Origin of the sequence: Enterococcus sp. DIV1375a, assembly GCF_051712205.1 — a bacterium.
GTDB lineage: Bacteria > Bacillota > Bacilli > Lactobacillales > Enterococcaceae > Enterococcus > Enterococcus faecalis.
The window spans coordinates 1328510-1354912 of sequence record NZ_JBIOOM010000001.1 but is presented as its reverse complement, the minus strand read 5'-3'; the positions used below and the strand labels follow the sequence as shown (position 1 = coordinate 1354912).

The 26403-nt window shown below is 38.7% G+C and carries 29 protein-coding genes and 2 riboswitches; of the genes, 28 read left to right on the top strand and 1 reads right to left on the bottom strand.

Annotation, left to right across the window (positions count from 1 at the left end; translation table 11 throughout):
* The first annotated feature begins 28 nt into the window (after positions 1–28).
* Genes hslV through IGJ63_RS06575 form a run of 4 tightly spaced genes read left to right on the top strand, consistent with a single transcriptional unit; the run spans position 29 to position 3707 of the window.
* A complete protein-coding gene (gene hslV / locus IGJ63_RS06590; RefSeq protein WP_002357489.1) occupies positions 29–577 on the top strand; it encodes an HslVU peptidase proteolytic subunit in 549 nt (182 codons plus the stop codon).
* Between the two features lie 14 nt (positions 578–591).
* Positions 592–1995: an ATP-dependent protease ATPase subunit HslU gene (gene hslU / locus IGJ63_RS06585; RefSeq protein ID WP_002396306.1), complete on the top strand. Its 1404-nt coding sequence runs from the start codon at positions 592–594 to the stop codon at positions 1993–1995.
* 20 nt (positions 1996–2015) lie between these two features.
* Positions 2016–2798: a GTP-sensing pleiotropic transcriptional regulator CodY gene (codY, locus tag IGJ63_RS06580; RefSeq protein WP_002357492.1), complete on the top strand. Its 783-nt coding sequence runs from the start codon at positions 2016–2018 to the stop codon at positions 2796–2798.
* Between the two features lie 33 nt (positions 2799–2831).
* On the top strand, positions 2832–3707 hold the full coding sequence (locus IGJ63_RS06575) for an aldose 1-epimerase family protein (RefSeq protein WP_002363997.1): 876 nt from the start codon (positions 2832–2834) through the stop codon (positions 3705–3707).
* 41 nt (positions 3708–3748) lie between these two features.
* Here IGJ63_RS06575 and plsY read toward each other — a convergent pair whose 3' ends face one another.
* Positions 3749–4378, bottom strand: coding sequence for a glycerol-3-phosphate 1-O-acyltransferase PlsY (gene plsY, locus IGJ63_RS06570; RefSeq protein ID WP_002360243.1), 630 nt, complete (start codon positions 4376–4378; stop codon positions 3749–3751).
* A gap of 205 nt (positions 4379–4583) precedes the next feature.
* Positions 4584–4743: riboswitch (cobalamin riboswitch) on the top strand.
* Positions 4744–4929: 186 nt separating this feature from the next.
* Between plsY and IGJ63_RS06565 the strand changes: the two genes are divergently transcribed.
* The 24 genes from IGJ63_RS06565 to parE all read left to right on the top strand — a co-directional run bounded on the left by IGJ63_RS06565 (position 4930) and on the right by parE (position 26393).
* Positions 4930–5889: an ABC transporter substrate-binding protein gene (locus tag IGJ63_RS06565; protein WP_002414499.1), complete on the top strand. Its 960-nt coding sequence runs from the start codon at positions 4930–4932 to the stop codon at positions 5887–5889.
* Entirely contained in the window at positions 5882–6889 is a 1008-nt protein-coding gene (locus tag IGJ63_RS06560) for a FecCD family ABC transporter permease (RefSeq protein ID WP_438746127.1), read from the top strand. Before IGJ63_RS06565 ends, IGJ63_RS06560 begins: the two co-directional genes overlap by 8 nt.
* Positions 6886–7653 (top strand): ABC transporter ATP-binding protein, encoded by a 768-nt coding sequence (locus IGJ63_RS06555; RefSeq protein WP_002357498.1) that lies wholly within the window; start codon positions 6886–6888, stop codon positions 7651–7653. The genes IGJ63_RS06560 and IGJ63_RS06555 overlap by 4 nt, the downstream gene beginning before the upstream one ends.
* A gap of 141 nt (positions 7654–7794) precedes the next feature.
* Entirely contained in the window at positions 7795–8238 is a 444-nt protein-coding gene (locus IGJ63_RS06550; RefSeq protein ID WP_002363995.1) for a EutP/PduV family microcompartment system protein, read from the top strand.
* The gene (locus IGJ63_RS06545) at positions 8235–8816 is read left to right on the top strand and encodes a cob(I)yrinic acid a,c-diamide adenosyltransferase (protein ID WP_002408470.1); all 582 of its coding nucleotides are present in this window, start codon (positions 8235–8237) and stop codon (positions 8814–8816) included. Before IGJ63_RS06550 ends, IGJ63_RS06545 begins: the two co-directional genes overlap by 4 nt.
* A gap of 44 nt (positions 8817–8860) precedes the next feature.
* A riboswitch (adenosylcobalamin (AdoCbl) riboswitch) is annotated at positions 8861–9010 on the top strand.
* 292 nt (positions 9011–9302) lie between these two features.
* Complete coding sequence (locus IGJ63_RS06540; protein WP_438746125.1) at positions 9303–10433, top strand: 1-propanol dehydrogenase PduQ; 1131 nt, start codon at positions 9303–9305, stop codon at positions 10431–10433.
* 159 nt (positions 10434–10592) lie between these two features.
* Positions 10593–10940 carry an ethanolamine utilization microcompartment protein EutS gene (gene eutS / locus IGJ63_RS06535; RefSeq protein ID WP_002345864.1) on the top strand — a complete coding sequence of 116 codons (348 nt, stop codon included), beginning with the start codon at positions 10593–10595 and terminating at the stop codon, positions 10938–10940.
* 27 nt (positions 10941–10967) lie between these two features.
* Positions 10968–11540 carry an ANTAR domain-containing response regulator gene (locus tag IGJ63_RS06530; protein WP_002357503.1) on the top strand — a complete coding sequence of 191 codons (573 nt, stop codon included), beginning with the start codon at positions 10968–10970 and terminating at the stop codon, positions 11538–11540.
* Positions 11541–12974 (top strand): sensor histidine kinase, encoded by a 1434-nt coding sequence (locus IGJ63_RS06525; protein WP_016626659.1) that lies wholly within the window; start codon positions 11541–11543, stop codon positions 12972–12974.
* A 66-nt stretch (positions 12975–13040) separates the two neighbouring features.
* Positions 13041–14489, top strand: a complete 1449-nt coding sequence (eutA, locus tag IGJ63_RS06520) for an ethanolamine ammonia-lyase reactivating factor EutA (RefSeq protein ID WP_016626660.1) — start codon at positions 13041–13043, stop codon at positions 14487–14489.
* 17 nt (positions 14490–14506) lie between these two features.
* Positions 14507–15871, top strand: coding sequence for an ethanolamine ammonia-lyase subunit EutB (locus IGJ63_RS06515; RefSeq protein WP_002357506.1), 1365 nt, complete (start codon positions 14507–14509; stop codon positions 15869–15871).
* 17 nt (positions 15872–15888) lie between these two features.
* The gene (gene eutC, locus IGJ63_RS06510) at positions 15889–16800 is read left to right on the top strand and encodes an ethanolamine ammonia-lyase subunit EutC (protein WP_438746123.1); all 912 of its coding nucleotides are present in this window, start codon (positions 15889–15891) and stop codon (positions 16798–16800) included.
* Positions 16801–16813: 13 nt separating this feature from the next.
* Positions 16814–17467, top strand: a complete 654-nt coding sequence (gene eutL, locus IGJ63_RS06505) for an ethanolamine utilization microcompartment protein EutL (protein ID WP_002357509.1) — start codon at positions 16814–16816, stop codon at positions 17465–17467.
* A gap of 13 nt (positions 17468–17480) precedes the next feature.
* Positions 17481–17999, top strand: a complete 519-nt coding sequence (locus tag IGJ63_RS06500; protein ID WP_438746121.1) for a BMC domain-containing protein — start codon at positions 17481–17483, stop codon at positions 17997–17999.
* The gene (locus tag IGJ63_RS06495; protein ID WP_002357511.1) at positions 17990–19468 is read left to right on the top strand and encodes an acetaldehyde dehydrogenase (acetylating); all 1479 of its coding nucleotides are present in this window, start codon (positions 17990–17992) and stop codon (positions 19466–19468) included. The genes IGJ63_RS06500 and IGJ63_RS06495 overlap by 10 nt, the downstream gene beginning before the upstream one ends.
* Positions 19469–19591: 123 nt before the next feature.
* Positions 19592–19882 carry a BMC domain-containing protein gene (locus tag IGJ63_RS06490; RefSeq protein ID WP_002357513.1) on the top strand — a complete coding sequence of 97 codons (291 nt, stop codon included), beginning with the start codon at positions 19592–19594 and terminating at the stop codon, positions 19880–19882.
* A gap of 67 nt (positions 19883–19949) precedes the next feature.
* Positions 19950–20516 carry a hypothetical protein gene (locus IGJ63_RS06485; protein WP_438746119.1) on the top strand — a complete coding sequence of 189 codons (567 nt, stop codon included), beginning with the start codon at positions 19950–19952 and terminating at the stop codon, positions 20514–20516.
* A 3-nt stretch (positions 20517–20519) separates the two neighbouring features.
* A complete protein-coding gene (gene eutD / locus IGJ63_RS06480) occupies positions 20520–21155 on the top strand; it encodes an ethanolamine utilization phosphate acetyltransferase EutD (RefSeq protein ID WP_002357516.1) in 636 nt (211 codons plus the stop codon).
* 14 nt (positions 21156–21169) lie between these two features.
* Entirely contained in the window at positions 21170–21769 is a 600-nt protein-coding gene (locus tag IGJ63_RS06475; protein WP_156248437.1) for a TIGR02536 family ethanolamine utilization protein, read from the top strand.
* Between the two features lie 12 nt (positions 21770–21781).
* Positions 21782–22045, top strand: a complete 264-nt coding sequence (locus IGJ63_RS06470; RefSeq protein WP_002357519.1) for a EutN/CcmL family microcompartment protein — start codon at positions 21782–21784, stop codon at positions 22043–22045.
* Positions 22046–22057: 12 nt separating this feature from the next.
* Positions 22058–23158: an ethanolamine utilization protein EutH gene (eutH, locus tag IGJ63_RS06465; protein WP_002357520.1), complete on the top strand. Its 1101-nt coding sequence runs from the start codon at positions 22058–22060 to the stop codon at positions 23156–23158.
* 12 nt (positions 23159–23170) lie between these two features.
* Positions 23171–23614, top strand: coding sequence for an ethanolamine utilization protein EutQ (locus IGJ63_RS06460; protein ID WP_002357522.1), 444 nt, complete (start codon positions 23171–23173; stop codon positions 23612–23614).
* An 88-nt stretch (positions 23615–23702) separates the two neighbouring features.
* Complete coding sequence (locus tag IGJ63_RS06455) at positions 23703–24131, top strand: CoA-binding protein (protein WP_002360261.1); 429 nt, start codon at positions 23703–23705, stop codon at positions 24129–24131.
* A 204-nt stretch (positions 24132–24335) separates the two neighbouring features.
* Positions 24336–26393, top strand: a complete 2058-nt coding sequence (gene parE / locus IGJ63_RS06450) for a DNA topoisomerase IV subunit B (RefSeq protein WP_002381887.1) — start codon at positions 24336–24338, stop codon at positions 26391–26393.
* The last annotated feature ends 10 nt before the right edge of the window (positions 26394–26403 follow it).

The window sequence follows — 26403 nt, the reverse complement described above, 5'->3', positions numbered from 1 at the left end:
TGGAGGTAAACGTCTAGGAGGAACAATAATGGTTGAATCACAATTTCACTCTACAACAATTTGTGCAGTCGAAAAAGATGGAAAATTTGCAATGGCTGGTGACGGCCAAGTAACAATGGGCGAATCTGTCGTTATGAAAGGTACGGCCAAAAAAGTGCGCCGTATTTACAATGATGAAGTCGTTGTCGGTTTTGCAGGAAGTGTGGCAGATGCCTTTACATTAGAAGAAAAGTTTGAAGGAAAATTAAATGAATACAACGGAAACTTAACGAGAGCTGCGGTTGAGTTAGCCCAAGAGTGGCGAACACAACAGTCTATGCAAAAATTAGAAGCTATGCTGATTGTGATGAATAAGGAAGAAATGCTCTTAGTTTCAGGAACTGGGGAAGTCATCACACCAGACGATGGTATTTTAGCAATTGGTTCTGGCGGTAATTTTGCTTTGTCCGCTGCAAGAGCCATGAAAAACTTTGGTGATAAAGAAATGCCAGCGAAAGAGATTGCTAAAAATGCCTTAAATATTGCTGCAGATATCTGTGTATTTACGAATCATAATATCATTGTAGAAGAATTATAAGCGAGGGAAAATCCATGAATGAATTAAACAAAACACCAAAAGAAATAGTCAAAGAACTAGATCAATATATTGTTGGACAGCAAGCTGCCAAAAAATCAGTGGCGGTAGCTTTACGTAACCGCTATCGTCGCTTGCAATTAGAAGAAAATATGCAACAAGATATTACGCCTAAAAACTTACTAATGATTGGACCAACAGGTGTTGGTAAAACTGAGATTGCTCGTCGTCTCGCAAAAATTGTCAATGCGCCTTTTGTAAAAGTTGAAGCAACCAAATTTACAGAAGTAGGGTATGTCGGTCGGGATGTCGAATCAATGGTTCGGGATTTAGTAGAAAATGCGATCCAAATTGTTGAAAAACAACAATACAGTCGCGTGTACGCGCAAGCGTTGAAAAAGGCCAATCAACGTTTAGTCAAAGTATTAGTGCCTGGAATTAAAAAAGAACAAAAACAGGCTGGCGGTAATCAATTTGAACAAATGATGAACATGTTTAACATGGCTCAGCAACAGCAAGAAGCACAAGAAGAAGTAACGGAAGATATTCGAACGAATCGCCGAACAATTTTGGAACAGCTGGAAAAAGGTCTATTAGATAATCGTGAAGTAACAATTGAAATTGAAGAACCGAAGAAAACGATGCCAGCTATGAACAATGGCCTAGAACAAATGGGCATCGACTTAAATGAAACGTTAGGCGCTCTGTCACCAAAGAAAAAAATCGAACGTACTGTAACGGTGAAAGAAGCACAAGAATTATTAGTGAAAGAAGAATCAGCAAAAATTGTCAATGACGCTGATATTCATAGTGAAGCGATTCGTTTAGCTGAATCAAGCGGAATTATTTTTATCGATGAGATTGATAAAATCACCTCTAAAAGTCAACAAAGTTCGGGCGAAGTCTCTCGTGAAGGAGTACAAAGAGACATTTTGCCGATTGTTGAAGGCTCTCAAGTTAACACGAAGTATGGTCCTTTACAAACGGATCACATTTTATTTATCGCTTCAGGTGCTTTTCACTTGTCAAAACCAAGTGACTTGATTCCAGAATTACAAGGCCGCTTCCCAATTCGAGTTGAATTAGATGATTTAACGGCTGATGACTTCGTAAGTATCTTAACTGAGCCAAATAATGCTTTAATTAAACAATATGTAGCATTAATCGGTACAGAAAATGTTTCAGTCATCTTTACCAAAGAAGCAATTGAACGGTTAGCACACATCGCTTATGATGTAAACCGTGATACAGATAATATTGGGGCGCGTCGTTTACACACAATTTTAGAACGTTTATTAGAAGATTTATTATATGAAGCACCAGATATGCAAATGGGTGAAATTACGATTACCGAAGCATATGTCAATGAAAAATTGAATGACATTGTTCAAAATGAAGATTTAAGTCGTTACATCTTATAAAAAAGGCTGGAGGAGAAAAGATGGCTACATTATTAGAAAAAACACGTCAAGTGAACGAGCTTTTGCAAAAAAATAATCTGTTTGACGTACAAGCAGAACTTCCGTACAACAAAATGGCAATGATTTTAGGGGATATTTTAGAAAGTAATGCGTATATTATTAGCAGTTCAGGTGATTTGTTGGGGTATACTGAAAAATTAGATGTTAATAATGCCCGTATCAAAAATATGTTTAAAGAGAAAAAATTTCCTCAAGGATACACCGAGGCCGTGGATATGCTCAAAGTAACCGAAGCAAATATTCCAATAGACAGTGATTTAACTGCATTTCCTTTTGAATCACGAGAGCTGTATCCGTTTGGTTTAACCACTATTGTGCCTTTGTACGGTGCCGGCAAACGCTTGGGTACGATTATTTTAGCGCGTGTTGAAAAATCCTTTAACGAGGATGATTTAGTGTTAGCTGAATATAGTGCGACCGTTGTCGGCATGCAAATTTTGTATCATCAATCCAGAACAATTGAAGCAGAAGTTCGCAGTGCGACTGCCGTGCAAATGGCCATCAACACTCTTTCCTATAGTGAATTAAAAGCCGTCCATGCCATTTTTGAAGCCTTAGATGGCGAAGAAGGTCGTTTAACTGCTTCAAGTATTGCAGACGAAATAGGCATTACTCGTTCCGTAATTGTGAATGCCTTAAGAAAATTAGAATCAGCTGGAATTATTGAATCACGTTCTCTTGGTATGAAAGGGACTTATTTAAAAGTATTAAATCAACAATTTATTAAAGAGTTGGAAAAATAAGCAATTGCTCGTATCAACTAGGAGGACAACGCAATGACTGTACAAATTGAAAATGAATTTCTAATCGCAACATTTGCTGAAGAAGGAGCAGAATTAGTAAGTTTACAATCAAAAGAAACCGGCATTGAATATATTTGGCAAGGAAATCCTGAATTTTGGGCCCGCCATGCGCCCGTACTTTTTCCGATTGTCGGTCGTCTAAAAGAAGATACGTATATGTACCAAAATCAAGCGTATCATTTAACTCAACATGGTTTTGCTCGTGATCAAGTATTTGATGTGATTGAAAAAGGTGGAGAAGAAGTTTCTTTTTCACTAAAATCAACAAAAGAAACCAAGAAGAAGTATCCTTTTGATTTTGAACTAGTGATTACTTATACATTAGAACATCAAGAATTGACTGTAAACTACCAAGTAGAAAACACAGGGAAAGAAGAGATGTATTTTGGGATTGGTGGTCATCCAGCCTTTAATGTACCTTTAGAATCTTCACTAACGTTTGAAGATTATTATCTAAGTTTTTCACCTAAAAAATCACGGACACAAATTCCCTTAGCAGGCCCGTTTATTGATTTAGCGAATAAAACGCTAGCCCAAACGAATACCAGCTTTGACTTAACGCATCAATTATTTGAAAATGATGCAATGATTTTTGAAACAAAAGGTCAAACAGCAATTACGATTGCCACAGACGAAAGTGACCATCAAGTCACTTTGAGTTATCCAGAAATGCCTTTTGTGGGGATTTGGTCACCGACACCGAAAGAAGCGCCTTTTGTCTGTATCGAACCTTGGTGCGGGATTGCTGATGCTGTCGACGCAACTGGCCAACTTGCTGAAAAATTTGGCATCAATAAGTTACCAGCTAACGAACTATTTAAAACACAGTATATGATTAGTGTAAAATAAAGAAAAAGGCTGTGAACATTATTTGTTCACAGCCTTTTTCTTTATTTTTTTGCACGTAAGCCAAAAGAAAGACGACTTTCTGTTCCATTTTTAATTCGCTGAATGTTTTCACGATGACGGACAAAGATAAAAGTAGTCAAAGCAATCGCAATCACGGTTAATAACCAGTTAAATGTTGGTAAAATAGCTGGGACAGTGAAAGGCAAAATAATAGTAGAAAGTGTAATTAGTACAGCGCTAATCATACTTGTTAAACTCACCATACTGGTTAGATACAGACAAATCACAAAAATAAGAGCAGAATAAATAAAAAATGTGGGGCTGTATGCTAATAACATGCCAGCGCTAGTGGCTACGGCTTTACCACCTTTGAAATTGGCAAAAATAGGGAAGGTATGCCCTAAAACAGCTGCTACCCCAAAGAAGAGCGGGTTCACGCCTTGTAAACCAAACAAATAGGGTAATGAAGTGGCTAACGTTCCTTTCAAGATATCCATTAATAATACCGTGATTCCGGCAGGTTTCCCTAAGACACGAAATGTATTGGTTGTTCCTGTATTCCCACTCCCAAATTGGCGTATATCTTTTTTAAAGAAAAGTTTACCAATCCAAACACCTGAGGGAATCGAACCTAATAAATAGGCAACAAGTAACAAAATGACGATTTTCATCAAGTTAACCTCTTTCTTATTCAAACTAGGATTTATTTTATCATGAATAGAAAAACGGAACAACGTCTAATAACTAAAACAAGAAAAGTTTTTCTTTTGCTTGAGGAAGCGTTGACAAATGATTGATAACCGTTATAATAAATGTGTGTCATTAGACAAAGACGTCTAATCACTGGTTTGAAAATTAGTTATCAACGAAGATACAATATATATGTACTTATGAAGTGTCAGGGAAAGAGGTGCGAATCCTCTACAGACCTACCTACTGTATGGTGGATGAAACCAATAAGACCACAGATTATTCTGGAAGGATTGGGAGTAAGAAGAAGCTAAGTCAGGATACCGGCTTGATAAGTCTAATCATTCTTTTGTAGGAAAAAGAAGGGGCTTTGAAGATAACTGGCTGAGTATATCATTAGCATAGTTAAGTGACTGCTTTTTTTCTATTGGAGAAAAAAGTGGTTTTTTTGTATTGTTTTGACGTTGAGACAAAGGAGGTTCATTTCAGAAAATTTTCCCCAAAATAAAATAGACGAATGCGAGGATGAAAAATGAAAAAATTTACTTTAACAATGATGACTTTAGGTTTAGTAGCAACACTTGGCTTAGCAGGGTGTGGTAAACAGGAAAAGAAAGCAACTACCTCTTCTGAAAAAACAGAAGTAACGTTACCAACCAAAGACCGTAGCGGCAAAGAAATTACTTTACCCAAAGAAGCAACCAAAATTATTTCCCTAGTGCCATCAACAACAGAAGTGATTGAAGACTTAGGTAAAACCGATCAATTAATCGCAGTTGATACTCAAAGTAGCACAATGATGACTGATTTAAAAAAATTACCACAAATGGATATGATGGCTGTCGATGCCGAAAAATTGATTGCCTTGAAACCACAAATTGTTTATGTGAATGACATCAATTTAGCTAGCTCAGAAAGTGTTTGGAAACAAGTGGAAGATGCTGGAATTACAGTCGTTAACATCCCCACTAGTACAAGTATCAAAGCAATCAAAGAAGACGTCCAATTCATCGCGGATAGCTTATCTGAACATGAAAAAGGACAAAAGTTAATCAAAACAATGGATCAAGAAATCGACGAAGTAGCCAAAATTGGGAAAACTATTAAAAAACCAAAAACTGTTTTGTTTGAAGTGGCTGCCTTACCAGACATTTATAGCTTTGGTAATGGGACATTTTTAAATGAAATGATTGAAACAATTGGGGCAAAAAATGTTTTGGCAAATGAAAAAGGCTGGTTACCAGTGACAGAAGAAGCGGCCATTGCTGCAAAACCAGAAGTCATTTTAACCAATGTTAACTATATGAAAGATCCCGCCAAAGAAATTTTAGCTCGTAAAAACTGGGAAAACGTTCCTGCAGTTCAAAACAAAGAAGTTTTCGAAATCGATAACATGTCTAGCTCTTTACCAAATAACCACATTACCAAAGCATTAAAACAAATGGCAAAAGCTGTTTATCCAGAGGAATACAAGGATTTAAAAGATGAGTAAAAAAACGTGTCTCATACTGATGCTCTTGATCAGTATGAGCATGCTCTTTTTGGGTATTAAAATTGGAAGCGTTCAGATTTCGTTAACGGATTTGCTTCAAATTTTAGTGAAAAAGACGGTTTCAGAAGACGGGATTTTAGAGGGAATCATCTGGAATGTTCGGTTACCGCGTGTCGTGATGGCCTATCTCGTGGGCGCAGGCTTAGCAGTAAGTGGCACGGTGATGCAATCACTCTTAGGTAATCCTTTAGCTTCTTCGTATACTTTGGGCGTATCAGCGGGAGCATCTTTAGGCGCTGCGTTAATCATGGTAACTGGAGTAACTGCTTCGATCTTAGGGGCATTTTTATTGCCTTTAACTGGTTTTATCTTTGGCTTAGCAACGGTCTTTTTAGTTTTGTTATTTACGCAAACAATGGATAGTCAAATGTCCAATCAAACAGTTGTTTTAGTGGGAATGATTATGACCTTGTTTGTCGGTGCTATTTTGACGTTGATTACAGCACTTTTCCAAGATTATTTGAAACAATTAGTCTTTTGGCAAATGGGTAGTTTTTCTGGCAGTAATTGGCAAAAAATTGCTATTTATTGTCCAATCTTGCTTGTCAGCAGTCTGTTTCTTTGGTTTGATGCCAACGCATTGGATGTTCTTGGCTTAGGAGAAGAACATGCGATGTTAGCGGGAGTAGAAGTCAAAACAGCAAAACTACGCATTATTCTTTTGGCTAGTTTATTAGCAGGAAGTGCGGTTTCATTTGTCGGTGTGATTGGTTTTGTTGATTTAATAGCACCACATATTGTCCGTCGCTATTTAGGGGCGACTCATCGCTGGCTGATTCCCGGTTCAGCAATCTTAGGTGGGACCATCATGGTACTAGGGGACACAATTGCCCGCACGATTTTATCACCAAGAGAAATTCCCATTGGGGCCGTAACAGCCTTGATTGGAGCGCCATTCTTCTTGTATATTTACTTTAAAAAAAGGAGAGTTGCTGCATGATTGAATTAAAAAAAACAGCTGTAACACTCCAACAAACCCCCATTTTAAAAGATATTTCCCTCGTTTTTCCGACAGGTAGTAAAACTTGTATTTTAGGTCCAAATGGTTGCGGTAAAACGACACTTTTAAAAACGATTGCCGGACTTGTCCCTTATAGTGGTTCTGTTTTAATTGATGGTCAAGAAGTTCATGGACAAAAGCGGAAGGAATTGGCAACGAAAGTAGCGATGATGAGTCAATTCACGACAGTTGCTTTTGATTATACGGTTTACGAAACAGTTTTGATGGGGGCGTATCGACAACAAGCACAACGTTTTTTACCGATTGTTTCTAAACAAGAAAAAGAACGAGTCCTTTATTATTTAGAACGCACGGGTTTATTGCCTTTAAAAGATAAAGTTGTCAATCAGCTTTCAGGAGGACAACAACAACGAGTATTTTTGGCTAAATTATTTGTACAAGATCCAGAAATTATTTTATTGGATGAACCCAATAATCATTTGGATATTCGGTATCAACAAGAATTGATTCAGCAGTTAAATGAGTGGAGTGCGCAAGAAGGGAAAACGTTAATCGGGGTGTTTCATGATATCCGTTTAGCGTTAACGCTAAGTGAAAAAATTGTGTTTATGAAGCAAGGGAAAGTGGCCGCGCAAGGTGATTTTCAAACGTTGGCTTCAAAAGAATTTTTACAAACGATTTTTGAAACAGATATTGTTTCCTATTTTCAGAAACAACATAAAGTTTGGGAAACTATTCAATAACTTTGACAAGTTTTTTGGAAACAGGTAAGATAAAGGCAAAGAATCAGAAACACAATGGCGTGTTTTAACAAATCGGCAAAGGGGCCCAAGACTAAGTACGTAATGGTACTTGCTTTGGGCTCCTTTTTTATGGAGGTAGCGATGAAACGAATCATTTTAATGGGAGCTATCGGTTGTGGCAAAACCACGTTATGTCAAGCTCTGCAAGGCAAAGAATTAATTTATGATAAAACACAGGCGGTGGAATTTCATACAGAAATGATTGATACACCAGGCGAGTTTATTTTGCATCGGCAATATTATAATGCATTAAACGTCACAGCGGCAGAAGCAGATGTGATCGGTTTGGTCCAAAGTGCTGTAGAAACACAACAAGTTTTTTCACCAGGATTTGGTAGTATTTTCCCGAAAGAAATCATTGGTATTTTAACCAAGATTGATTTAGCACAAGATTCTCAACAGTTAGAGATTGTTCGGCAACAATTAAAAAGTGCGGGTGCAACAAGAATTTTTGAAATTTCTTCTGTTGAAAAAATTGGCTTGCAAGAATTAGTAGATTATTTAGAGGAGGATGAAGCAGAATGAAAATTTATACAAAAACTGGCGATAAGGGAATGACGAAATTAGTCGGCAGCTCAACCGTCGCTAAGGATTCTGATCGAGTTGAAAGTTATGGAACAATTGATGAATTGAATTCTTGGGTCGGCTATATTATCAGCCAACTTCCACAAGAAAATCAAGAAATTAAAGAAGAACTAGAAGCTTTACAACATTTACTTTTTGATGCGGGAACAGATTTGTCAACACCGATTGAAGCACAACGACCATTTAAATTACAAAAGGAAAGTGTGCATTGGCTAGAACAGCGGATTGATTTCTACACTGCACAATCACCAGATATTGATCGTTTTATTTTACCTGGCGGAACCTCAGCAGCCAGTATGGTTCATGTTGCTCGGACGATTGCACGGCGCGCAGAACGCATCATTGTGCGTTTAAATTGGACAGCCAAAATTAACGAAGAGGTATTAATTTTTACCAATCGTTTATCAGATTATTTTTATGCGTTGGCTCGCTATTTAAATGTTCAAGCACAACGACCTGATGTTTTTTATGAACGAAGCGAAAAGGTTTTCCATAAAATTAAAGAAGATGGATTGTAAACAGTTGCTTTTCTAAAAAACTTATGGTAAATTTCAGATAGATTAAACGAATATTTTATGAAAAATATGAATGGAAGCCAGTGAGAATCTGGCACGGTCCCGCCACTGTGAAGAAGCAAGGTTGCTTTTAAGTCAGGTCTTTTCATTTTTTCATTATTGGGCATGCTGTTTCGAGGCAAAACAGGATGTTTCTTAACAACGCTTGTGTTGAAAATCCAGCCCAAGATATTTGTATTAATCCAATTAATGGCACGAGGAAGTGCTTTTGGGAATTTTGGGCTGGTCTTTCAATGTTGAAGGAGATTTCAGGTACAATGACGTACTGCTATATTCCCTTTTTTTATTGACAATTAATTAAAGGCGTTGTACTCTATGGATAAGGTTTCGTGTACAATGGCGTATACATAAGGAAGCAAAGACGCTTCAGACAGATGATTTTTCGTTTGTTTGAAGTGTCTTTTTGTATTTTATTAAGGAGGAATTGTGATGAGAACAATTCATTTCCCTACCGAACTATGGGTAGGAGAAGGCGCATTAGCCAATTTGGAAACACTTCATGATAGACGTGTTTTCATTGTCACAGATCCATTCATGGTTGATTCTGGATTTGTGAATGAAGTGACAAAGCATTTAACAAAAAGTGAATGGCAAATTTTTAGTGACATCATCCCCGATCCACCAATTGATAAGATTGCTGCGGGAATTAAGCAGTTAGCGGCATTTCAAGGAGATACGATATTAGCTTTAGGTGGGGGATCCGCTATTGATGCGGCCAAAGCAATGAAATTTTTTGGCAAACGTACTTTGCAAACTCAGATTGCTGAGTTTATTGCGGTTCCTACAACTAGTGGAACTGGTTCAGAAGTTACGAATTTTTCAGTGATTACGGTTGCTGAGACTGGCACCAAAATCCCGCTTGTAACGGATGAAATTCAACCAGAAATTGCGATTTTAGATACAAATTTAGTGATGAGTGTCCCACCAAAAATCACAGCGGATACAGGAATGGACGTCTTAACGCATGTTATTGAAGCTTATGTTTCAACAGAAGCAAATCCGATTTCAGATGCGTTGTGCGAAAAAGTCGTTCGCCTGGTATTCGACAATTTAGAAATAGCCTTTAATGATGGCAGCAACCAACAAGCCCGGGAAAATATGCATTTAGCTTCATGTATGGCAGGGATGGCGTTTAATGTTACTTCGTTAGGCTTGAATCACGGTATTGCTCATGCGGCCGGTGCGCGTTTACATGTGCCACATGGACGAATGAATGCAATGCTCTTACCTGAAGTCATTGCATATAACAGTGGCTTAGCGAATGGCAAAGTCACCAACGAACCAACAGCTAAACGTTATGCGCAGTTAGCAAATTGTCTAAATGATACACAGACAACCAATGCACGGATTGGTGTTCAACAATTTATTCGACAAATCAAGCAACTCCGTCAAAAATTAAACATGCCTGCCACTTTTAGTGACTATGGTTTACCAAAAGAAGAAGTCCAAGCTGCGATCCCAAAAATAGCTGAAGGCGCATTGATGGATGGTTGCACCAAAACAAATCCTGTCCAACCAACAGCAGCAGAAGTGACAAAAATTTTAAATTCTATCTTATAAGCGATTGACAGGATGAAATCGATAACATATAATGTGGGTAGCACAACGGCGTGCTTCAAAATTTAAGAGCAAAGAAGCTCCTTAGTAGAAAGCGAAAGTGGAACCTTTACGTTTTTTATTGAGGATTTTTTATTTGCTAAATTAAAGGAGCGAGTCTGGTTGGAAGAAAAACAACGAATGATTCAAGAATATGTTCCTGGGAAACAAGTAACGTTAGCGCACATCATTGCTAGTCCTAATAAAGAAATTTATACAAAATTAGGGTTGCCAGAAGGCACCAGCAATGCACTAGGTATTTTGACAATCACTCCGAGCGAAGCGGCAATTATCGCTGTTGATATTGCGACTAAAAGCGGAGATATCCAAATCGGTTTTATTGATCGTTTTTCTGGATCGGTAGTCATTTCTGGTGACGTAAGCTCAGTGGAAGCAGCCTTACAAGCGGTGATTGAAGGTTTACAACAGATTTTAAACTTTTCTGTAACTTGTAAAATTACCAGAACATAGCGTTGAAAGGACAAGGGCGTGAAGAAAATGGATGGACGAATTGTAATAGTCGATGATGAACCTATTACGAGACTCGATATTCGTGATATTGTGATAGAAGCAGGGTACGAAGTAGTCGGTGAAGCAGCCGATGGTTTTGAAGCAATTGAAGTATGTAAAAAAACACAACCTGACCTAGTATTAATGGACATTCAAATGCCAATTTTAGATGGTCTAAAAGCAGGTAAAAAAATTGTTCAAGACCAACTAGCCAGTAGTATAGTCTTTTTATCTGCATACAGTGACGTACAAAATACGGACAAGGCTAAAAAATTAGGCGCACTGGGTTATTTAGTTAAACCTCTAGATGAAAAATCATTAATACCTACAATTGAAATGAGCATTGAACGAGGCAAACAAACGCAGCTGTTACTAAATCAAATCGATAAATTAAGTTTAAAATTAGAAGAACGTAAAATTATCGAAAAAGCCAAAGGTATTCTTGTAAAAGAAAATCATATATCGGAAGAAGAAGCCTACCAAATGTTGCGTACGTTAAGTATGAACAAACGCGCACGTATGAGTGAAATTGCAGAATTGATTGTAATGGATGATGAATAAATGAAACGATTAGAGCAATTATGTCACCAATATACCAATCTTTCAGAATCAGACATTAAAGAATTACAACGTACAGCACGTTATCTTTCTTCGACGACACTCTATCAAAGTGCAGATGTTTTTATTGATGTGTATAAGGAAATGTCACAGCAAGCACTAGTCGTTTATCATAAGCCGCCTGCGAAGACAACTTCTTTATATAGCGGAGATGTCGTCGGGATGGAAGCTTTATTAAAAAATGAACCTGGTGTTCTGCGTACCATGCAAACTAGCTTAAATAGCATTGGTTTGTTAGCAGTGACTCAGGAAAATCGTTTGATTAAGCAAAATATCTATCCCATTCGCAATGAACATCGAACGATTGGTGTCATTATTGTCGAGATTGCGGCAGATGAAGAGATTCAAGCGGACTTACAAAAAGAGGAGCTAAATAACTGCCAGTTAGCAAAAGTAGCGAAATCAACTAGTCAAGTCGACGCGTTATTTATTGATCAATTGGCAGAAGCCGTTTTGATTTTTGATGCGGCGGGTCACTTATTAATTACCAATCACAATGCACAAGAGCTTTATCGCAAACTTGGTTATCGGGACAATATCATTGGAATGAGCTATGACAATTTGTCCATCGATTATACAACTTTTGAATATGTGTTGTATCAAATGAAATATAAAATGAGTAATCAACCAATTGAAAGCAAAACGACCTACCTTAATTATTATTTTAAGGTTCGGAAAGTGTGGTTGGCATCAGAAGAACAACTGATTATGATTATTCAAGACAATACAGAATTTAAAGAAAAAGAAGCGGAAATTATTTCCAAATCTGTTGCGATTCGTGAAATTCATCATCGTGTTAAAAATAACTTGCAATCGGTGGTTTCCTTATTGCGTATTCAAGAACGGCGAACGCAAAGCCCCGAAGCAAAGAAAGTCCTTCATGAAAGTGTCAATCGAATTATGGCGATTGCAGCCACCCATGAATTGCTGTCAAAACAAGTCAAAGATGACGTTGCTTTACGGCAAACATTGGAAGCAGTGATGTATAATTTTAGACATCTTTTTCAAGGCGCACAACCCATTGAGATGATGATGGATGTTGATCCAGCCATTATGGTTTCTAGCGAACAAATGGTCACCATTTCCCTTGTTGTCAACGAACTATTACAAAACATTTTTGATCACGCATTTGAGCCACAAACAAGTGGCGTTGTTAAACTTAGTGGAACATTAGATAATAAAATGATTACCATTACTGTTACAGATAATGGTAAAGGCTATGACATTCATCAAAGTAACGAGACCAGTTTAGGTTTGATGATTGTCAAAAGCTACGTAAAAGATAAATTAAAAGGAAAAATTACAATTGAATCCAATAAACAGGGAACTAAAACCTGTTTCTATTTCGAACAGAACACCAGTGATGTTGTTCATTGATTAAGCAAAGGCGCTTAAAGAAAAGTAGAAAGAAATTTTCTAACGATTCTTTAAGTGCCTTTTTGTATGCAAAAGGAGGCGAGTCAGGCGATGTCGAAGGAAACACTTTTAACCGTAGGGATTGATTTAGGGACGTCTACAACCCAATTAGTCTTGTCAGAATTAACTGTTGAAAATTTTGCCTCTGCGTTTACAGTACCACGTATCAGCATTTCTGATAAAAAAGTCATTTACCGAAGTGACATTATCTTTACACCCTTACTTAACCAATCAGAAATTGATGCAGAACCTATCAAAGCGTTTGTAGCGGAGCAATATCGCCAAGCAGGTATTCATAAACAAGATATTCAAATGGGTGCGGTAATTATCACAGGTGAAACTGCTCGAAAAAGCAATGCCAACAATGTTCTACGAGCACTTAGTGGCTATGCAGGTGATTTTGTCGTTGCTACGGCTGGTCCTGATTTAGAAAGTATCATTGCCGGGAAAGGCGCTGGTGCTCAAACTTATTCTGAAACGAAACGCAAACCGGTGGTTAATTTAGACATTGGTGGTGGAACGACAAATTTAGCTGTCTTTAAAGATGGCGAAGTGATTGACACGGCTTGTTTTGACATTGGCGGACGCTTAATTAAATTAGATCAACAACAAAAAATCACCTATATAGCTCCGAAGATTCAAGAAATTATAAATAAAAAAGGGCTAACCTTGCACCTTGGTGACCAAGCCACCGAACAAAACTTACTGCCAATTATTTCGGAATTAGTTGCCGTGTTAGAAAATAGCATTTGCTTGGGGACGCAAAGTCCGTTCTACCAGTTATTAGTAACCAACCATCCACTACGAAAAGGTGAGGAATTACCAATTGTAACATTTTCTGGTGGTGTGGCTGATTGCTTAAATACGACAAGTACGAATCTCTTTAAATATGGGGACATCGGCTTACTTTTAGGGAAATACTTGAGAAAGTCACTGATTTTTTCGGAAAAAGAAGTCTTAGAAAGCGCAGAAACAATCCGAGCGACGGTCGTCGGAGCAGGTTCACATACTGCTGAAATTAGCGGAAGTACGATCGCTTATCGTGAGCAAATTTTGCCGGTAAAAAATATCCCAATTCTAAAATTAGCGCAAGAGGATGAAACCCTTACTGTGACAGAATTAGGCCAGCGAATCCAAGAAAAACTCAATTGGCATCGTATTGAAGAAACACCCCAGATTGCCCTAGCAATTAGAGGCATGAGCAATCCAACATTTGCTGATATTCAACGCTATGGTCAAGGGATTGTGGAAGGATTAGCTAGTTTAGTTGCTGAACAAATTCCCATTATTGTTATGGTGGATGAAGACATGGCGAAAGCTTTAGGGCATGCCTTAAGTGCCCATCTGCCAAAAGACTATCCGTTTATCTGTCTTGACTCGGTCAAAGTAGAAAACGGTGATTATGTAGATATCGGCTTACCAGTGGCAGAAGGGGCCGTCCTTCCAGTCATTGTTAAGACCTTAGTATTTAATTAAAAAGGAGCGACACAAAGATGATTTTAAAAACCAAACTATTTGGCAAAGTCTATCAATTTACATCCGTTAAAGAAGTCTTAGCCAAAGCCAATGAAGAAAAGTCTGGCGACAAGTTAGCTGGCGTAGCTGCTAATTCAGCCGAAGAACGCGTGGCGGCGAAAGTCGTTTTATCGGAATTGTCCTTAAATGACTTGTTTAACAATCCCGTTGTTGATTATGACGAAGACGAAGTGACACGCATTATTATTGACCAAGTCAATATGCGAATTTTTGAAAGTATTAAACATTGGACAGTCGCAGAATTACGCGAATTTATCTTATCTTCGGAAACAACCGATTTTGATATCAAACGAATTTCCCGTGGACTCACTTCAGAAATGATTGCTGCTGTCTGTAAATTAATGTCCAACATGGATCTAATTGTTGGCGCAAAAAAAATCAATATTGAAAAAACCGCCAACACAACGATTGGCCGTCCCGGAACTTTTTCAAATCGTTTACAGCCGAACCATCCAACCGATAATGTCGATGGCATTATGGCTTCAGTTATGGAAGGTCTTTCTTATGGCGCCGGTGATGCCTTAATTGGTTTGAATCCTGTTGATGATTCTACAGAAAGTGTTAAACGGATCTTAAACAAATTTGAAGAGTTCCGCAGCGAATGGGAAATTCCAACACAAACTTGCGTGCTTGCTCACGTAACGACACAAATGGAAGCCATGCGTCAAGGCGCGCCAACTGGCTTAGTCTTTCAATCCATCGCTGGTTCAGAAAAAGGGAACACAGCATTTGGTTTAAATGCAGAAATTTTAGCTGAAGCACAAGATTTAGCGCTTCACAGTGGTCAAGCAGCTGGTCCTAATGTGATGTATTTTGAAACAGGTCAAGGCTCAGAACTTTCTTCTGAAGCGAACTTTGGTGCAGACCAAGTCACAATGGAAGCGCGTTGTTATGGCTTAGCCAAAAAATTTGATCCGTATATTGTAAATACCGTTGTCGGCTTTATTGGACCAGAATATCTTTACGATTCAAAACAAGTCATCCGCGCTGGTTTAGAAGATCATTTCATGGGCAAATTAACAGGAATTTCAATGGGTTGTGATGTCTGCTACACCAACCATATGAAAGCTGATCAAAATGATATGGAAAACTTAGCAATGTTATTAGCAACAGCTGGTTGTACGTATATCATGGGGATTCCTCATGGCGATGATGTCATGTTAAATTATCAAACAACTGGGTTCCATGAAACTGCGACGATTCGTGAAACATTAGGCTTACGTCCAATTAAAGAATTTGAAGAATGGATGGAAAAAATGGGCTTAATGGAAAACGGAAAATTAACAAGTCGCGCTGGCGATGCATCTGTATTTATTAAATAAACGAGGTGAGAATACAAATGAACGAAAAAGAATTAAAAGAAATGATTGCCGGAATTTTAACAGAAATGGTCGCTGACAATCAAGCGGTTTCGACTGCCACTGTGACTGCTGAAGAAAAACCAGTCACAACACACGTCACTGAAACGACAGAAATTGAAGAAGGCCTAATTCCTGACATTACTGAAGTAGATTTACGTAAACAATTACTATTGAAAAATGCCGTAGATCCTGAAGCACTATTAAAAATGAAAGCTTTCTCGCCAGCTCGTTTAGGCGTTGGTCGTGCAGGGACGCGTTATATGACTAGTTCAACATTACGTTTCCGAGCGGACCATGCGGCAGCACAAGATGCGGTCTTTTCAGACGTAAGCGAAGACTTGGTAAAAGAAATGAATTTTATTTCTACAAAAACAATCTGTAACAGTAAAGATGAATATTTAACACGTCCAGATTATGGTCGTCAATTTGATGAAGAAAATAGTGAAATCATTCGGAAAAATACGACACCAAAAGCCAAAATCCAAATGGTCGTAGGGGATGGCCTTAGTTCAGCTGCTATCGAAGCGAATATTAAAGAAGTCCTACCAGCAATTAAACAAGGATTAAACATGTACAACTTAGATTTCGACAATGTAGTTTTTGTTAAATATTGTCGTGTGCCAGCAATGGATAAAATTGGTGAAATCACTGACGCTGATGTTGTTTGCTTGCTAGTTGGCGAACGTCCTGGTTTAGTAACAGCAGAATCTATGAGTGCCTACATTGCTTACAAACCAACTGTCGGTATGCCAGAAGCCTGGCGGACAGTTATTTCAAATATTCATAAAGGTGGGACACCGGCTGTTGAAGCAGGGGCGTACATTGCCGAAATTATTAAAAAAATGTTAGACAAGAAAAAATCTGGTATTGATTTAAAAGAAGCTGAATAAAGGAGGATTTCTCATGAAAAATGATCGTCTAGGCGCAAATGTCCTAAGTATGAAAGTCATTCCCAATGTCGATCCGGCATTAGCAAAAGAATTATCATTGAAACCAGAACATCGCTCATTAGGAATTGTTACTTCCGATTGTGATGATGTCACTTATGTTGCATTAGATGAAGCAACTAAAGCCGCCGATGTTACTGTAGTTTACGGTAAAAGTATGTATGCTGGCGCAGCAAATGCTTCAACCAAATTAGCCGGTGAAGTGATTGGCATTATTGCTGGTCCGAGTCCTGCCGAAGTCAATAGTGGCTTGAGTGTCATTACGCAAGTCATTGAAGAAGAAGCCAGCTTCTATAGTGCTAACGAAGATGACAGCATTGTTTATTTTGCACATGTAGTATCAAGAACGGGTAGCTTTTTATCTGAACAAGCGAATATTCCTGAAGGTGAAGCGATTGCTTATCTGATTGCACCACCGCTAGAAGCAATGGTTGGCTTAGATGCAGCAATGAAAGCTGCCGATGTTCAAATGGGTGTCTTTTATGGCCCACCTTCTGAAACGAACTTTGGCGGCGCCTTATTGACAGGTAGTCAATCTGCATGTAAAGCTGCTTGCAGTGCGTTTGAACAAGTCATTCAAAATATCGCTGACAATCCGTTGAGTTATTAAGGATGTGACCTGAATGAAAGCATTAGGAATGGTCGAAGTCAAAGGATTTTTAGGTGCCATTAGTGTGGCCGATGCGGCATTGAAAGCCGCCGACGTTACTTTGTTAAAAGCTGAAATTATTAATGGCGGTTTAACAACTGTGGAACTGATTGGTGACGTTGCCGCGGTCCAAGCTGCCGTTGAAGTAGGCACGGAAGTAGCTAAAGAATTAAATTGTTTAATTGCTCATCATGTGATCTCACGGGTTGATGCTCAAACGGAAGTAATTTTATCAGATTCAGAACCCAAGTCAGCACCTGAACCGATGGAACAAATAGAAGTAATTGAAGAAGAGATTGAAACACCAGATTTGGAAGAACACACAGGCACACGCCAAAAATTAGAAACACAACGCGTGGTTGATTTACGCAAACAAGCCTACAAAATGAACCTAAGTAGTTTAAAGAAAAGTGAGATTAAATTTGCCAATAAAGAAGCTTTAATTCAAGCAATCATGGCTGAAATAGAAAGAAGTGAAGACGAGTGGAATTAGTAGATAAAGACTTACGTTCCATCCAAGAAACAAGAAATTTAATCAGAAAAGCCAAAGAGGCACAGCAAGTATTAGCAACATTTTCGCAAAAACAAATCGATGCGATTGTCCAAGCAGTTTCAGAGGCTACGTTTAACCAACGAGAAAAGTTAGCGAAAATGGCCAATGAAGAAACAGGATTTGGTATCTATGAAGATAAAATCATCAAAAATGCTTTCGCTTCAAAAGTAGTATATGACGAAATGAAGGACAAAGCTACAGTTGGTGTGATCCATGATGATGCTGCCAAAAAAGTCACTGAAATTGCTGTCCCAGTTGGTGTAATTGCAGGATTAATTCCTTCTACCAACCCGACATCAACAGTCATTTACAAAGCATTAATTTCATTAAAAGCTGCCAACAGCATTGTTTTTTCACCACATCCCAATGCGTTGAAATCGATTATTGAAACAGTGGAAATTATCCAAAAAGCGGCTATTGCTGCAGGGGCACCAGAAGGTTGTGTCTCGGTCATCAAAACGCCAACTATGCAAGCGACCAGCGAATTAATGAAAAATAAAGAAACAAATTTAATTTTAGCTACTGGTGGAAACGCAATGGTTAAAGCCGCGTACTCTTCTGGGACACCAGCAATCGGTGTTGGGCCTGGTAATGGACCAGCCTACATCGAACGAAGCGCAAATGTTCCTCATGCAGTGAAACAAATAATGGATTCAAAAACTTTCGATAACGGTACAATTTGTGCATCGGAACAATCAATTATTGTTGAAACTGTCAACCGTGAAGCGGTCAAAGAAGAGTTAATTAAGCAGGGAGCGTATTTCTTAAGTCCAGCCGAAGCCGACAAATTAGCTAAATTTATTTTACGACCAAACGGTACAATGAACCCGCAAATCGTGGGTCGTTCCGTTCAACATATTGCTTCATTAGTTGGTTTATCTATTCCAAAAGATCGCCGCTTAATTGTTGCCGAGGAAACACATGTAGGCTTGAAATATCCATTTTCAAGAGAAAAATTGGCACCGATTATTGCTTTCTATACAGTTGAAAACTGGGAAGCAGCTTGCGCGTTATCAATTGAAATTTTGAAAGGTGAAGGTGCGGGTCATACGATGGGTATTCACACAGAAAACAAAGAAGTCATTCGTGAATTTGGCTTAAGAAAACCCGTCTCTCGTTTGCTTGTTAACACCTCTGGTACACTTGGCGGAATTGGTGCTTCAACTAACTTAGTGCCAGCATTAACACTTGGTTGTGGCGCAGTTGGTGGCAGCTCAACTTCTGATAATATTGGGGTTGAAAATCTGTTCAATTTACGTCGTGTTGCTTATGGCGTGCGTGATTTAGAAGAGATTCGTCAAGAATTTGGTCAAACATCAACCACATCTGTGGCTACTTCTTGCGAAACAACCAATCAAGAAGAACTAGTAAATGCCGTGGTAGCCCAAGTTTTAGCTCGCTTAAACTAACAAGAAACGAGCGAGTAAGAGTAAAACAAATGAATTATTGGATTTAGGGTTTGGGACCTAAGTCAAATTGATAATTGTCCCAAATTTTTAAAAATAAAACATACATCTTAGGAGGAAATTATAATGTCAAGTACAAATGCTTTAGGAATGATCGAAACTCGTGGTTTAGTAGGTGCTGTTGAAGCAGCCGATGCAATGGTGAAAGCGGCAAACGTTACTTTAATTGGAAAAGAACAAGTCGGTGGCGGTTTAGTTACAGTAATGGTTCGCGGTGACGTTGGTGCCGTGAAAGCAGCAACAGATGCTGGTGCTGCTGCAGCAGAACGTGTTGGCGAATTATTATCTGTCCATGTAATTCCACGTCCACATACAGAAGTAGACGCTATTTTACCACACGCAACAACTGAATTATAATTTTGATTTTTTGGGGCAGAGGTAGGTTCATTACTTCTGTCCTAAACTTTCATTGAGGAGGGGTGTTATGACAGTTATTACAGAAGATATGCTTCGCATCAAAAGGCTAAAAAAAGAACTAGAAGATGGCACGGATTTTGTGTTTCCTGTAGGCAGTTTTCTGACGCCAGCCGCCAAAAGCTATCTACGCGAGCATCGGATTAATAGCAGCTTCTCTTCAACAAACCCATTGCTTTCTGAGGTTCATTCAGTGAAGGCCTCCTCACAAAAACAAAAACAAGAACATTTATCGAAAGAAACAATTTATGAGATTCGGCACTTAAGCCATCTATTGTATTTGCCTTTCTTAACGAATGAAGCGTTATCAACAGAAGGTTGGTTATATTTCGAACAACAACTGTGGTTAGAGAAATTTATTTTAGAACAGTCGCTTGTAATGGAACCAGTCATTTTGGAATCAAAGGTAACTATTCTAACTAACCAACAGAGACAATGGCGCTATTCCTCAAAAGAAATTCAATTACAACTAGATAAAATTATTCTCCAGTTAAAAGGAGAATCACAACTGTTCGGCATTTTTCAATCTTGGACTACAGAATTAATTAGCACCATGGCTGAAATATCACGAAACTAGGAGATGAACAAATTGGATTCAATGAATGAAATTGTTGAAGAAGTTGTTAAACGAATTCAGCAACAACAACAAAATACTTTTGAAGTTGAAGCATCTGGCCGACATGTTCATTTGTCTCGTCAAGAGATTGATGCATTATTTGGACCAGGATATCAACTAACAAAAGTGAAAGATTTATCACAACCTGGACAGTTCGTTTGTAAAGAACGAATTACGGTTGCTGGACCTAAAGGACTTTTTCAAAATGTGGTTATTTTAGGCCCTGAACGTAGCGAATCACAAGTCGAAGTTTCTATGACGGATACGCGTATTTTAGGAATTAATGCCCCAGTTAGAGAGAGTGGCAAGACAGAAGGGACACCAGGCGTCACGCTGATGAACGGATCAGCAGTTGTGACATTAAGTCACGGCTTAATTGTTGCCAAACGTCATATTCACATGACACCCGAAGACGCCTTGAAAAATAAAGTAAGCAATAGCCAAATTGTGCAAGTCAAAGTGGAAGGCACACGTCCGTTAATCTTTGATGATGTAGTTGTGCGAATCAGTCCGCGATTTGCAACGTACATGCACATTGACTACGATGAAGCCAACGCTTGCGGCTTAACCAAAGGAGCTCGTGGCTATATTCTTAAGTAAAAGGAGGAAGGACAATGAACGTTTCTGAAATGGAAAATTTGATTCAACAGATTACTGATCGAATTTGCCAACAATTGCTGTCGTCGTCTTATTCAGTGGCTTTAGCAGAAGCAAAAGAAGCATTTCCTGAAGAAATGTTTGTTCGTTTTCCTGATGTAAATTGGGTAACCAAGGAGCAGAAGCTAGCACGAGGTTTGGTTGTAAAGAGGCTAACGCTTTCCCAAGTAAATGCGATTGCGCATTTACAGGAAACGGATGAATTAGTCAAAAACATCTTAGCATTCTTATTTGAAGGTAAGCCGGTATTGGTTTTAACCCCAATACCTTCAGTGACTAAAAATTCACGATTGAAGTATCGTTTGAAACAAACGATTCAGGAAAACGTGGACATGTGCCAACAGTTTGGGCTGATTTTTTATCATGATTCAGAAAATTACGCTATGTTTCAGGCGGCCTGTCAAAAACAACTTCGTTCTTTGGCTGAGACCAAACGAACCTACATTACTGAAAAACAATTGATAAGAATGACAGAATCAGGTGTTTCTTTAAGTAAAAATGCCTATTTAACCCCGTTAGCGAAAGATTATGCTAGGAAACATCAATTGCTGACGTAAGGAGGAAAAACGATGCTTTTAGGAAAAGTGACTGGTAGCCTTTGGTCAACAAGAAAAGATGAAAAATTAAATGGCTGGAAATTTATGATGGTTGATATTTTGAATCAAGAGGACGAAAAGCAAGGATTTTTAATTGCTGCTGACAACGCTGGAGCTGGTGTCGGGGACAAAGTGTTAATTAGTCAAGGCAATGCTGCCCGTATTTCGGCAGAAGATCCGAATGTCCCAATTGATGCAATGATTGTTGGTGTCATTGATTCTACAGAGGAAGAATAGGGAGGACGAGACATGAGCATTAATGAAATTATTATGTATATTATGGTTCTTTTCATGATTATTGGAGGAATCGATAAATGTATTGGCAACAAACTAGGTTTAGGGGAGCAATTTGAGGAAGGGATTATGGCTATGGGTTCTCTAGCGCTTTCTATGGTAGGGATTATCACTTTAGCGCCTGTCTTAGCCAATCTTTTAAGTCCGATTGTCGTTCCTGTCTATGAATTACTAGGGGCTGATCCAGCAATGTTTGCCACAACCTTATTGGCTAATGATATGGGCGGCTTTGCGTTAGCGCAACAATTAGCCAATGATCCACAAGCTGGTTTATTTGCGGGGGCAATCTTAGGTGCAATGATGGGACCAACGTTAGTCTTTACAATTCCAGTAGCGCTTGGCATTATCCAAAAGGACGACCAGCAATTCTTAGCAACGGGTGTTTTGAGCGGGATTATTACAATTCCTTTTGGTTTATTAGCAGGTGGTTTAACAGCTGGCATGCCATTGTCATTGATTATTCCTAACTTAATTCCAATTATTATTGTTGCCGCTTTAATTATTTTAGGTTTATGGTTAGCGCCAAAAGGCATGATTAAAGGCTTCCAAATTTTTGGCCAAGGCGTAGTGATTGTCGCTATCTTTGGTTTAGTTGTGGGGGCGATTCAACTATTATTAGGAATTACAGTGATTCCTGGTATTGCACCAGTTACTGAAGGAATTGAAGTCGTTGGCGGGATTGCTTTAACTTTAGCAGGCGCTTTCTGTTTAGTAGCAGTGATTACGAAAGTCTTTAATAAACCATTGATGAAACTAGGAAAAGTTTTAGGAATGAATGAAGTAGCGGCTGCAGGAATGGTTGCTACATTAGCTAACAATATTCCCATGTTCCAAATGTTAAAAGACATGGATAATCGAGGAAAAATTATTAATATCGCTTTTGCTGTTTCGGCTTCTTTCGTTTTAGGTGACCACCTTGGTTTTACTGCAGGCGTAGCAAAAGAAATGATTTTTCCAATGATTGTTGGCAAATTAGTTGGAGGGATTACCGCCATTTTTGTGGCTATCTTTATGGCAAATCGAATGCTAGGGAAACCCGAAACAGAAGTGAAATAATGAGGTGTAAATATGACAGAATTAAATCGTGAAATGATTGAAACGCTTGTTCGACAAATTGTCACAGAAAAATTAATGCCGACTAAACAAGTGGATCCAAGTGGAATTATGTCCATCAAATTACCCGAAATCGACGTAACAGAAGACGATCGCTTAGATACAGGCAACCCGGCGGACATTGTTTACACAAAAGATCTGTTTTCTTTAGAAGAAAGCCCGCGCCTTGGTTGCGGTTTAATGGTGATGAAAGATACCACCTTCGATTGGACACTAGAATACGATGAAATTGATTATATTATTTCAGGACAATTAGATATACTGATTGACGGACGTAAAATTTCTGCAACAGCTGGTGAAATTATTTTAATCCCGAAAAGTAGCAAAATTCAATTTTCAGTGACGGGTGATGCCCGCTTTGTCTACGTGACTTATCCAGCAGATTGGCAAAGCCAATAATTATTTGACCGGTATTCAGAGAATAATTTTGCCAAAACCCTTTACTCAGCGTTATAATAGATAAGAACGAAAAAAAGGGGTTGAGTGAATGACATTTGAGAATCCAAGTCAAAATCAAATTTTTGATATTCTAAAACAAGCAAAAAATATTGCGGTGGTTGGTTTGAGTAACAAGCCCGACCGCACGAGTTACAAAATTGCGGAAATTTTACAGCAACATGGCTATCGTGTATTGCCTGTCAATCCAGTTTTAAAAGGTGAAACGGTGCTTGGCGAAACGGTTTATGGGGCATTAACAGAGATTCCTGAAAAGATTGATATTGTTGATGTCTTTCGGCGGAGTGAATTTTTGCCAGAAGTGGCCGCAGAAACATTGAAAACAGAAGCACCTGTTTTTTGGGCCCAACTAGGTTTGGAAAACGAAGAGGCAGCGAACTTGTTATTAAATGAAGGTCGGCAAGTTATTATGAACCGTTGTATTAAAATTGAATTGGCAAAAATGGCAGATGCTGAATAAACACGTGTAATTTTATAAAGAAAGAGCGTCCTGAACGGAAAGCTCTTTTTTTTTTGACCCAGATAGAGTATTATTGTAATGATGGTTTTAGAAGGAGCGAACGGAAAACGCAAGAAACCCGCTCACTCTTCTTCTAATTCTTTAAGAAATAGTTAATGTACGCTTATTAACTAAACGAGAATCTAAGTATAAGGAGTTTTTTCTTTGGCTAAAAAAATTAACAATGAGTACAATGATGCCTCTATCCAAGTCCTAGAAGGATTGGAAGCAGTGAGGAAAAGACCTGGTATGTATATCGGTTCAACCGATAGCCGTGGACTCCATCACTTAGTCTATGAAATTGTCGATAACGCAGTCGATGAAGCGTTATCTGGCTACGGGAATGAAATCAACGTAACTATCCAAAAAGATAATAGTATTTGTGTTGCAGACTCTGGCCGCGGAATGCCAACAGGGATGCATGCTTCTGGTATCCCAACAGTAGAAGTAATTTTTACTGTCTTACATGCGGGTGGTAAGTTTGGCCAAGGTGGCTATAAAACTTCAGGCGGACTCCATGGGGTAGGTGCCAGTGTTGTTAATGCCTTATCTAAGTGGTTAGAAGTTCATATTGTTCGTGATGGCGTAGAATACATGGAACGATTTGAGGACGGCGGTAAACCAGTTGGTACCTTAAAAAAAATCGGCAAAACAAAAAAACGCAACGGTACCTCCGTTACTTTTTTACCTGACGACACCATTTTCTCTACGACAAATTTTTCTTACGAAATTTTAGCAGAACGTTTGAGAGAATCAGCTTTCTTATTAAAAGGCGTCAAAATTACTTTAACAGATGAACGTGGGGAAGAACCCAAAGAAGAAGTCTTCCACTACGAAGAAGGTATTAAAGAATTTGTTGCCTATCTAAATGAAGAAAAAGATACATTAACACCCGTTGTTTATTTTTCAGGAGCCAAAGAAGGTATTGAAGTTGAATTAGCTTACCAATACAACGATGGCTATTCTGAAAATGTTTTATCTTTCGTTAACAATGTCCGCACAAAAGATGGCGGTACCCACGAAGTCGGTATGAAAACGTCAATGACAAAGGCGTACAATGAATATGCACGTAAAGTAGGACTATTAAAAGAAAAAGATAAAAATTTAGAAGGTAGCGACTTCCGTGAAGGCTTAGCAGCCGTCCTTTCTATTCGAGTACCAGAAAACTTACTACAGTTCGAGGGCCAAACCAAAGGGAAATTAGGTACACCTTTAGCAAGAACCGTTGTCGATAACGTCGTAGGCGAACAAATGGGCTTCTATTTACAAGAAAACAGTGAAATGAGTCAATCATTAATTCGGAAAGCGATTAAAGCCCGTGAAGCCCGTGAAGCGGCTCGTAAAGCCCGTGAAGAAAGCCGGAACGGTAAAAAACGGAAAAAAGGTGAATCGTTACTTTCTGGAAAATTAACCCCGGCTCAATCCAGAAATCCTAAGAAAAATGAACTATATCTTGTCGAAGGAGACTCGGCCGGTGGTTCAGCAAAACAAGGACGCGATCGGAAGTTTCAAGCCATTTTACCGCTACGAGGAAAAGTCATTAATACGGAAAAAGCGAAAATGCAAGACATCTTGAAAAATGAAGAAATCAATACTATGATCTATACGATTGGCGCAGGCGTTGGTCCTGAATTTTCAATTGAAGATTGTAATTATGATAAAATCATCATCATGACCGATGCGGATACCGATGGTGCCCATATTCAAGTGTTGCTATTAACGTTCTTCTATCGTTATATGAAACCATTAATTGAAGCTGGCAAAGTCTATATTGCCTTACCACCTCTTTATAAAGTCTCTAAAGGAACTGGAAAAAAATCAGTCATTGAGTATGCTTGGACCGATGGTGAATTGGCAGAAGTGATTGATAAAGTTGGTAAAGGCTATATGCTCCAACGCTATAAAGGTCTGGGGGAAATGAATGCAGAACAACTTTGGGAAACAACGATGGATCCTGAAACTAGAACCTTAATTCGTGTTCGGATTGATGATGCAGCTCAAGCAGAACGCCGTGTGACCACATTAATGGGCGACAAAGTCGAACCTCGTCGAAAATGGATTGAGCAACATGTTCAATTTACGTTGGAAGAAGATGGCAGTATTTTAGATCGTTCAGAAGAAGACACTTCTGCACCAACAGGAGAAAGTCTTTTAGATGCGGAAAAAACAAAAGAAGCAGAACAAACCGATGACACTGAAATCAGTTTGTTTGACATAGAGTAGGGAGTGACAA